This window comes from Rhodococcus sp. Eu-32 (assembly GCF_003336925.1).
GTDB lineage: Bacteria > Actinomycetota > Actinomycetes > Mycobacteriales > Mycobacteriaceae > Rhodococcoides > Rhodococcoides kyotonensis_B.
The window spans coordinates 65721-74770 of sequence record NZ_QGNK01000025.1 but is presented as its reverse complement, the minus strand read 5'-3'; the positions used below and the strand labels follow the sequence as shown (position 1 = coordinate 74770).

Genomic DNA, 9050 nt, shown 5'->3' with positions numbered 1-9050 from the left:
ACCGGTCGCGTGTGCTTCAGGTGTCCATCGATGCAGCAGCCGACACATCACGGGAAAGACAGCCATCGGCGTCAGCGCGGAAACGAGTCAAACCACTGCATCGACGAACCATTCCAGTATCACTGCGCGGAAAGTTGGCCCAGGGTGCAACTATTCGCGCACGGGCGCGTCAGCGCATGCGACGGAACGCCAACGCCGCTGTGTCGAACGGATTCTGCTTCTCCCGTTCGGCGGCGACGGGGGAGTACACCATGACCCCCGACGAGACGGCCCACCAGGCGAGCACGACGAGCAGAGTCGTCACGACGCCGATCACCGATACCGCGCCCCCGACGACCGCTGCCGCGCACACCGTCGCGACGCCGACGCCACCGAGTCCCCACACCATGGGCAGGAATCTCGGCGAGGCCACGAGCGTCGTCGCGCAGACGAGCGCAACCGCTGCAGTGGCATAGCCGTTCGGCAAGGCCGATCCGGGTACCCAGCCGACGGCCCACGCGCGCACGCCCGCCGTCGTCAGCGATGCTCCGATCACCAGAGTGATGACGGCACCGATCCCGTAGGGGAGCCCCCGTATCAGCGCGACGACGGTCAGCACGGCTACGGCCACGAGAACGGGTGTGATCCCGAACGCCGTCAACACCGAGTCCGACGGGCCGGCCAGGCTGGGTACGACTGACCGCGAGTGGGGATAGTCGACGCCTGCCAGCGGCAGAATCCCCAGTAACACGACGAGTCCTACCGTCGCAGCTCCGACCGCGATCGCTCTGGCCAGGATTCGACGTCGTCGCGCGATCGCGTCGACGTCGTCGAAATAGAGTTCGTTCTCCTCCAGTTCGACGAGTTCCATGCTGTCCGTGTCTGCGCTCATGCCCCGACTGGCCCCCTTCTCTTCATGCGTCAGCTACCCGAGGATGCACCACGAATCTGAATGCGTCATGTGAGCCGGCCGTGAGGCTACTGGGGAACGGGCGCGCGCTGGGGTCGTACGGTTCCCGCCGAGGCAGCTGCGATCACCGTGAGCAGCAGCGGCACCAGCATCGCCGTGGTGAGCGGGATCGCATGGGACAGCCATCCGATGATCGCGGGGCCTGCGAGCAGTCCGACGTATCCCATGCCGACGACGCGGGACATGTTGGTCGCCGACGGGCCCGATCCCAGGTTTCCCGCACTGGTGAAGATCTGCGGGATGCTGCCGGACAGGCCCAACCCGAACGCTGCCCATCCCGCAAGGGTCAGGGGCAGCCAGCCGGACGTGAAGACCAGGAGCATGCCGACGGCTGCGATCAGGTTGCCGTATCGAACGACCGCGACGGGCCCGAACCGTGCGCTGACGCGATCGGCGCAGAACCGGCCGACCGTCATCATCGCGGCGAAGAAGCCGAACGCCAAGGCTGCGGTGCCGTCCGCGGTGATCAGATGTTCCTTGACCTGCAGCGTGCTCCAGTCGTTGGCGACGCCCTCCGCCAGCATCAGCGAGAACGCAAGTGCCCCGAGGGTGAGCACACGAGGCGAGAACTTCGTGCCCCGCTTGCTCGACGACGCGTCGTCCTGGGTCGGCATGTGTTCGGTCGGCGTCAACAGGAAGCGGCTGCAGACCGCGATCGCGGCGACGCCCAGTACTGCGGCGACTCCCATGGACGCGTCGATACGTACTGATGCGGCGAGCATGGCCGCTCCGACGAGCGATCCCACGACGCCACCGACCGAGAACAGCGCATGGAACGCGGACATGATCGGGCGCCCGTACAGCCGCTCGACGTCGACGGCCTGTGAGTTCATCGACACGTCCAGCGCACCGTTGAACATGCCGAACACGAACAGCGAGATCGCGAGCGCCACCGCACTCTGAGACAGTGCGGGTCCCATGACTGCGCACGACAGCGCGGTACCGGTGGCGATCACGAGGCGGTTGCTGCCGAACCGGTCTGCGAGTGGCCCCGCAGTCTGCATGCCGACGATGGCGCCGGCGCCGAGAACGAGCAGCAACGAACCGAGCGTGGCATGAGAAATGCCGACTCGATCCTCGACGCTGGGGATGTGAACCACCCAGATAGCGAACACGAAACCGTTGACGGCGAAGACGCCGAAAATGGCTGCCCTGGCCCGTCGTAGACGCGCAGCCTGGTCGGTCACCTCGTTCACCATGGGGTCCCACGCTACCTGCGGGGACGTCGTGAGACCGCAGGCGCCGGGTGGGACGACCGCGCGTGACACATCATTCGTAACTGGAAAGTCACTGGACTGGTTGTCAAACTGTGACGCTTATCACATCGTCCGGTTCGATCTGGTGGAGCTACCAGGGAGAGCGTAGCTTCAGGGCATCGCTAGAAAGTGAGTGATCGTTACAGCGAGATTCGTAACGATCCGAACACGGTCTCGGACATGTTGAAACCTCTTGCTGACCGGACCTGGCACACAGCGCCGCCGATCGAAGGAGAAGCCCATGACTCTTGCAGACGCTCGCCCGACTGTCACCACCGACGCGACCGAGCCCGAACCGTCGTTGACTCAGGGGCAGCTCGACATGATGCGAGCTTTCTTCTGCTACGAGTTCGAGGTCGCGCGTCTCGAACGCAGTTCGCTCCCCGAAGCAACGCCGGACGCCGTCGGCGAATGGATCGAAGCGCTGGAAATGAGCGGCTTCTTCGTGTCGTCGGAAATTCGTGCGATGGCTCAGGCCTGGCTGGCCGAGCCGGAGTCGCTGGTGGCGCTGCTGGTCGGCGACTTCGACGAGGTCGCTGCGCGTCGTGACACCGCTCTTGCCGACGATGCCGCGCCGGACGTAGCCGCGTCGCCGTCGTACCTGCGCGCCAGCTGATCGCACGCGAACTTCGCCCCACCCGTCACTCGAATGGATACCATCCACTCTGGTTGCGAAGACGAGGGTAAGGGGTTCGAATGGCGTCGGCGGGTGTGGACGAGTCCGCGGTATCGAAGTGGATCGGATCGTTGGGCATCGGAGCGGTGTCCCCGCTGACGTTCCAGCGAATCGGTAACGGTCAATCCAATCTGACATACGCGGTCACCGATGTGAGCGGCTCGCGGTGGGTGCTGCGCAGGCCTCCGCTCGGCACACTGCTGGCGTCGGCGCACGACGTCGTGCGTGAGCATCGCATTCTGTCCGCGTTGCAGAACACGTCGGTTCCGGTTCCCAAGATGTTGGCGCTGTCCGAGGACCCGGCCGTCTCGGATGCGCCGCTCGTTCTGATGGCGCACGTCGACGGTGTCGTGATCGACTCACCTGCCGTCGCAGAGACACTCGACGACACCGTTCGACGCTCGATCGGTCTCGGCATGGTCGGTGCGCTCGCCGAGATCCACCGGGTCGACCTGGAGAGCGTCGGACTTCTCGATCTCGCGAGCCACAAGCCGTACGCGCAGCGTCAGTTGAAGAGGTGGACGACGCAGTGGGAGCACACGAGATCTCGCGAGGTGCCCGCGATCGATTCGCTCGCTCAGCGCCTGGCCGCGAATGTCCCTGAGCAACACGAGCTTTCGTTGGTGCACGGCGACTTTCACATGAACAACGTGATCACGTCGCGCACGGATGGGTCGATCGTGGCCGTCGTCGACTGGGAGCTGTGCACCCTCGGTGACCCGCTGGCCGACCTCGGCGGGCTGCTCGCGTACTGGCCAGAGGCCGGCGACGACGTCGCAGGCCCGTTCATGGCATCGACACTGCCCGGGTTCCCGACGCGTGCCGAGTTGGTCGCCGAGTACGCGCGCGTCACCGGCCGCGACGTCTCGGCCGTGGACTACTGGCAGGTGCTCGCGCTGTGGAAGTTGTCGATCATCGCCGAAGGAGTCATGCGTCGCGCCGAGGCGGATGCGCGCAACCGAGCCCAGGCAGGTGCGCCGACGACGACGTTGGTCGACGACATCCTGGCTCGCGCCACGGCGACCGCCGACGCGATCGGTCTCTAGCGCGGTACCACGAGAGTGCGTGCAGCAGCTTCTATTTCGGTCGGGATCGGAACGGGCGTGCGCGTGACCGCGTCGACGTAGACGTGCACGAATCGGCCGGTCGCGGCCAGCTGTAGTTCGTCGCCGTCGGTGTCGCGGAACAGCGCGAGCGAGTACACGATGCTGCGGGTGCCGAGTTTCTCGACCGACAGTCCGACCTGCAGTCGATCCGGGAACGACAGCTCGCGGTGGTACTTGCACGACGTCTCGGCGACGACGCCGATCGCCGGGAGTTCACGAATGTCGACGCCGGTCGTGGACATCAACCAGCCGTTGACCGCGGTGTCGAAGAAGGCGTAGTAGGTGACGTTGTTGACGTGTCCGTAGTGGTCGTTGTCGTCCCATCGCGTCGCGACGGGCCACAGGGCCGGGTAGTCGGCAGCGGGATTCGGTTCGGCTCGCTGCTCGGCGGAAGCGGTCATGAGTCGAGAATAATGTGCCGGGGTCACGGTCGCGCAGAGGCGGACGGCATCAGTACCCACCGCACCACGAGTCCGGCGACGAGTGCCCAGAACGCGGACCCGATACCCAGCACCGTGACGCCCGATGCGGCGATGAGGAAGGTCAGGATGGCCGCCTCCCGTCCCGCCTCGTTCTTCAACGCGCCCGCGAGCGAGGCCCCGAGGGTGCCCAGCAGCGCGAGGCCGGCGACCGTCTCGACGACGCCGGCAGGTGCGACGGCAACGAGTGTCGCGAGCGCAGCCGAGCACAGCGCGAGCAACAGGTAGAACCACCCGGCCGACGATGCGGCGATCCACCGGCGTTTCGGGTCGGGATCCGCCTGCGGCGCTGCTGCGAGTGCGGCGCTGATGGCCGCGAGGTTGATGGCGTGGCCTCCGAACGGAGCTCCGACGACCGTGCCCAGTCCGGTGACGCCCATCGCGGGTCGCCACGGCACGTCGTAGCCGAAGGACTTCATCACCGCCATGCCGGGAATGTTCTGGGACGCCATGGTGACGACGTAGAGCGGTAGTGCGATTCCGATGATCGCCTGCCACGTCCACTGCGGTGTCGTGAGGTCGACACGCGGGACGAGGTCGGCCGGACTGGGAACACGATCTTCGGCGACGACGTCGACTGCGATGACGATCGCGGCGGCCACGAATGCCGCCGGCACGGCCCAGCGCTTCGAGAAGCGTTGCAGCACAAGCCAGACGAGTACGACAGGGGCGATGAACGCCGGTGACGCCGCGAACGCGGTGACCGGTTTCAAGCAGAGGGGGAGCAGGACACCCGCGAGCATCGCCTGTGCGATCGACGTCGGGATCGAGGTGATCAAGGCGCCGAGTCGCGGCCACAGGCCGGTCGTCACCACGAGTGCGCCGACCACCACGAAGGCGCCGACCGCAGCGGGCCAGCCGCCGGTGACGGTTCCGGTGCCGGCGAGCAGCGCCGCCCCCGGCGTCGACCAGGCGAGCGTGATGGGCTGTCGATATCGCCGGGAGAGATACAGCATGCCGAGCGCCTGCGTCACACAGATCGCGAGAAGTCCCGACGCGGCGTCCTCGGGCGACGCGCCGACTGCACGCAGACCCGTCAGTACGACGGCGAACGAACTCGTGAACCCGACCAGTGCGGCCACGACACCGGCCAGCACCGGTTGCAACGGCCCGGAGCGTTCCTGTTCGACTGTATTTTCGTGTTCGGACACGGATGTCCATGATGCCCTGAGACTTGCCGCGGCGGGTGGCCTGCTCCGATAGTGTTTGCCCCGTGGACTTGTTCGTGGGCATCGATATGGGTACCGGCAGCACCAAGGGAGTTCTGGTCACCGAGGACGGCGTCGTTCTCGCCTCCGAACAACGGGCCCACGAGATGTCGCTTCCACGGCCGGGGTGGGCCGAGGTGGACGCCGAAGCAGTGTGGTGGGCCGACGTCTGCGCCATCGCGTCGTCATTGACTGCCGAGGTTCCGGCGGGCTCACGCGTCGCGGCCATGTGTGTCAGCGGCGTCGGGCCATGCCTCGTCCTCACCGACGCGGACCTGAACCCGGTCCGTTCGGCGATTCTGTACGGAATCGACTCCCGTGCTCACGCGGAAATCGCCGAGCTCACCGCACTGTTCGGTGAAGCCGAGATCCTGCGTCGCTGCGGAAAGTCGCTGTCCAGTCAGGCAGTCGGCCCGAAAATCGAGTGGGTGCGCAAGAACGAACCCGAGAACTTCGCGCGGGCGAGCAAGTGGTTCGGCTCCAACTCCTACGTCGTCGCCAAACTGACGGGAGAATACATTCAGGACCACCACACGGCGAGCCAGTGCGACCCGTTGTATTCGGTGCGCGAATTCGGTTGGAACACAGAATGGTCCGATCGCGTACTGGACGGATTGGATCTTCCTCGGCTCGCGTGGCCGAGCGAGATCGTCGGAAAGGTTAGCGCCGACGCCGCTGCGTCGACCGGGATACCCGTCGGGACGCCCGTCGTCGCAGGAACCGTCGACGCGTATGCCGAGGCCTTCAGCGTCGGGGTGCGTCACCCGGGTGATCTGATGCTGATGTACGGATCGACGATGTTCCTCGTGCAGGTCCTCGCCGAGTACCGCACGCCTGCACCCACGGGGCGTCCGGCGGGCTTTACGTCCGGGGCGCTCTGGACCACGACGGGGGTCGAGAAGGGGACTTACGCGCTGGCCGCGGGCACATCCACCGCAGGTTCGCTGACGACGTGGCTGCAAACCGTCACCGGTGGTGCGTCTTTCGACGAGTTGATGCGCGAGGCCTCTGCCGTCCCGGCCGGCTCCGACGGACTCCTGGTGCTTCCGTACCTCGCCGGAGAGCGCACTCCCGTCTTCGATCCCGATGCCCGTGGGGTCATGGCAGGACTGACCCTGCGGCATACTCGCGGACATATGTTTCGTGCTGCCTACGAGGGAATTTCGTTCGGTATCAGGCAGATTCTCGAGATGTTCGACGACTCGGACACGCCGGTCACGCGAGCCGTCGCCGTCGGTGGGGGACTGCGCAGCCCGGTGTGGGCTCAGGCGCTGAGCGACATCACCGGTCGCACTCAATTGGTTCCGACCCAGGCCATCGGAGCCAGCTACGGAGACGGACTTCTGGCCGCTATCGGCGTCGGCGCTGTCTCACCCGAAACCGATTGGGCGACAGTCGCGTCGGAAATTCCCCCGAATCCCGAACACAAAGCGCTGTACGACGACCTCTACGGGAACTGGTGCGAGCTCTACCCGTCGACACGAAAGATCGTCCATGCGGGCGCTCAGCTGACCAGGTAGCCGCCGTCGACCGGTATGTCGCTGCCGTTGATCATGGACGACGCGTCCGAGGCAAGCCACAGCGCTGTGGCCGACACCTCCGACGGGACGGCGAATCGGCCGGTCGGAATCCGTGCCAACATCGGCGCGGACTTGACGGGATCACCCCACACCTTCTGCCCCATGTCGGTGAGAACGACTGTGGGGCAGATGGAATTGGCGCGGACTCCGCGATGCCCGAGTTCGAGTGCGAGGACTTTCGTCGCCATGATCAATCCTGCCTTCGAGGTGCAGTAGGCGTAGTGCTCGGGAAGCGGTCGCAGCGCAGCCGCCGACGCGACGGTGACGATCGATCCGCCCGTCGCGTCGGCCATCGCACGTCCTGTCCTGGCGGCCAGCAGAGACGGTGCGCGGAGATTGACCTGCAGCACCTCGTCGAAATGTGCGGTGTCGAGTGCGTCGACGGTCTCGGGGTAGGAGATCCCGGCGTTGTTGATCAGAATGTCGAGGCCGCCGTATGCGTGCGCGGCGTCGTCGGCCAACTTCTCCGGGCCGTCGGCGGTCGACAGGTCGGCTGTGACGACCGTGCATTCGGCATCGAGCGTGGCGGCGAAACTTTCGAGACCGTCTCGGTCTCGTCCGGACAGGACGAGCCGCGCGCCCGCCGCGGCGAACGTTCGTGCGATGTCGGCTCCGATGCCTCGGCCGGCTCCGGTGATCAGAGCACGTTTGCCGTCGAGGAGTGAGGAATTGGGAAGCGTCATGGAGCGTCTTTCTCTGCGTCGGGTCGAACGTGGTCGAGAATGCTCTGGGCGGTCGAGGGGTCGGTGACGAGCTGGTTGAAGAACTTCGCGCGTGCGCCGCTGACGATGGGTGCGACCTTCTCGTCGCCGACTGCCACTGCAATCCCGACCGGAATCTTCTGCAGCGCAGCCAGTTCCACCGCGATCAGTCGGTCGGACCCCGGGAACTCGACGGAATTGCCGTCGCGGTCGTAGAACCTCGAGCAGACGTCGCCGACGGAATCACGCAGCGACGCAGCGTTCGTCGGGACGAATCTCGGTATGTCCGAACGCAGCAACGGAGGGGCGCCGACGCCCATCAGGATGCACCGGGCTTGCGGCCACAGGTCGAGGACTCGCTGTATTGCGGGGTCGGAGTGGATGATCGAGTGGAGATCGGCTCCGGGTAGGGCAGGCGCGAACAGGTAGTTGGCCCGCCCGCCCAGCTTGTTCGAAATCAAGCGAGTGATCTCGTTGGTCTGATACCACTCCTCGGGTTGGTCGTTTCCCCCGACCGTGGGTGCGACGAGTACCCCGGGAATGCGATCGAGATCGAACTGTGCGACCTCGTAGACCGTTCGGCCCGACGAGACCAGCAGGATGTCCCCGGGTACCAATCCGACTGCTCCCAGGGCCTTCGACACCTCGGGCGCGAGATACCGTCCCATGAGGTCGACGGTCGGCTTCGACGGCGTCGGCGCAGGCAGAGGTGCCGACAGATAGACGTGTGTGAGCCCCAGTGCGGCGGCGACGCGCTCGGCGAGGTCGTCCTGTGCAGACGTGCTCGGGGGAATGACCTCGATACGCACGATGCCCTGGCGCCTGGCTTCGGACAGCAGTCTGCTGACCGTCGCGCGGCTGGTGCCCAACTTCGCGGCCACCTCGGCCTGGGTCGCATCGTCTTCGTAGTAGAGCTTGGCGGCGGTGTACAGCAGCGTGGGCGCGAAGTGACCGGCGTCGGCGGTCGACGGTGTGTTCTCGCTCGCTGAACTGGTTGTGGCCATGGTCGCAGTATCCCACTGAACATATGTGCACGGACTTTGAATTGATGAACATTCGTTCTGGACATATGTATAACGGACCGTTAACGTGATC

9 protein-coding genes are annotated in these 9050 nt (G+C 65.7%); 3 read left to right on the top strand and 6 right to left on the bottom strand.

Features of this window, described 5'->3' with window-relative positions; genetic code table 11:
• Positions 1-169 precede the first annotated feature (169 nt).
• Together DK926_RS23325 and DK926_RS23320 are read right to left on the bottom strand one after the other, a co-directional pair.
• Positions 170-871 (bottom strand): hypothetical protein, encoded by a 702-nt coding sequence (locus tag DK926_RS23325; protein ID WP_114332365.1) that lies wholly within the window; start codon positions 869-871, stop codon positions 170-172.
• Positions 872-957: 86 nt separating this feature from the next.
• The gene (locus tag DK926_RS23320) at positions 958-2148 is read right to left on the bottom strand and encodes an MFS transporter (RefSeq protein ID WP_114332364.1); all 1191 of its coding nucleotides are present in this window, start codon (positions 2146-2148) and stop codon (positions 958-960) included.
• A 298-nt stretch (positions 2149-2446) separates the two neighbouring features.
• Between DK926_RS23320 and DK926_RS23315 the strand changes: the two genes are divergently transcribed.
• Together DK926_RS23315 and DK926_RS23310 are read left to right on the top strand one after the other, a co-directional pair.
• Positions 2447-2821 (top strand): hypothetical protein, encoded by a 375-nt coding sequence (locus tag DK926_RS23315; protein WP_114332363.1) that lies wholly within the window; start codon positions 2447-2449, stop codon positions 2819-2821.
• A gap of 80 nt (positions 2822-2901) precedes the next feature.
• Complete coding sequence (locus DK926_RS23310; RefSeq protein ID WP_114332362.1) at positions 2902-3927, top strand: phosphotransferase family protein; 1026 nt, start codon at positions 2902-2904, stop codon at positions 3925-3927.
• Here DK926_RS23310 and DK926_RS23305 read toward each other — a convergent pair.
• Both DK926_RS23305 and DK926_RS23300 read right to left on the bottom strand, forming a co-directional pair.
• Positions 3924-4388, bottom strand: a complete 465-nt coding sequence (locus tag DK926_RS23305; protein ID WP_068426985.1) for a thioesterase family protein — start codon at positions 4386-4388, stop codon at positions 3924-3926. The two genes, DK926_RS23310 and DK926_RS23305, sit on opposite strands and share 4 nt — an antisense overlap.
• Before the next feature lie 23 nt (positions 4389-4411).
• Complete coding sequence (locus tag DK926_RS23300) at positions 4412-5617, bottom strand: benzoate/H(+) symporter BenE family transporter (protein ID WP_114332361.1); 1206 nt, start codon at positions 5615-5617, stop codon at positions 4412-4414.
• A gap of 62 nt (positions 5618-5679) precedes the next feature.
• On the opposite strand from DK926_RS23300, the gene DK926_RS23295 reads away from it, so the two are divergent.
• Positions 5680-7194 carry an FGGY-family carbohydrate kinase gene (locus DK926_RS23295; protein WP_114332360.1) on the top strand — a complete coding sequence of 505 codons (1515 nt, stop codon included), beginning with the start codon at positions 5680-5682 and terminating at the stop codon, positions 7192-7194.
• Here the strand turns inward: DK926_RS23295 and DK926_RS23290 are convergent.
• Positions 7179-7937: an SDR family oxidoreductase gene (locus DK926_RS23290; protein WP_068426979.1), complete on the bottom strand. Its 759-nt coding sequence runs from the start codon at positions 7935-7937 to the stop codon at positions 7179-7181. The two genes, DK926_RS23295 and DK926_RS23290, sit on opposite strands and share 16 nt — an antisense overlap.
• Positions 7934-8959, bottom strand: coding sequence for a sugar-binding domain-containing protein (locus tag DK926_RS23285; RefSeq protein WP_114332359.1), 1026 nt, complete (start codon positions 8957-8959; stop codon positions 7934-7936). The genes DK926_RS23290 and DK926_RS23285 overlap by 4 nt, the downstream gene beginning before the upstream one ends.
• Positions 8960-9050 lie beyond the last annotated feature (91 nt).

What these genes read in the sequence shown, in the direction of transcription:
- DK926_RS23325 (WP_114332365.1), bottom strand. Translation starts at nt 871, where the DNA reads ATGAGCGCAGACACGGACAGCATGGAACTCGTCGAACTGGAGGAGAAC.
- DK926_RS23320 (WP_114332364.1), bottom strand. Translation starts at nt 2,148, where the DNA reads ATGGTGAACGAGGTGACCGACCAGGCTGCGCGTCTACGACGGGCCAGG.
- DK926_RS23305 (WP_068426985.1), bottom strand. Translation starts at nt 4,388, where the DNA reads ATGACCGCTTCCGCCGAGCAGCGAGCCGAACCGAATCCCGCTGCCGAC.
- DK926_RS23315 (WP_114332363.1), top strand. Translation starts at nt 2,447, where the DNA reads ATGACTCTTGCAGACGCTCGCCCGACTGTCACCACCGACGCGACCGAG.
- DK926_RS23290 (WP_068426979.1), bottom strand. Translation starts at nt 7,937, where the DNA reads ATGACGCTTCCCAATTCCTCACTCCTCGACGGCAAACGTGCTCTGATC.
- DK926_RS23285 (WP_114332359.1), bottom strand. Translation starts at nt 8,959, where the DNA reads ATGGCCACAACCAGTTCAGCGAGCGAGAACACACCGTCGACCGCCGAC.
- DK926_RS23310 (WP_114332362.1), top strand. Translation starts at nt 2,902, where the DNA reads ATGGCGTCGGCGGGTGTGGACGAGTCCGCGGTATCGAAGTGGATCGGA.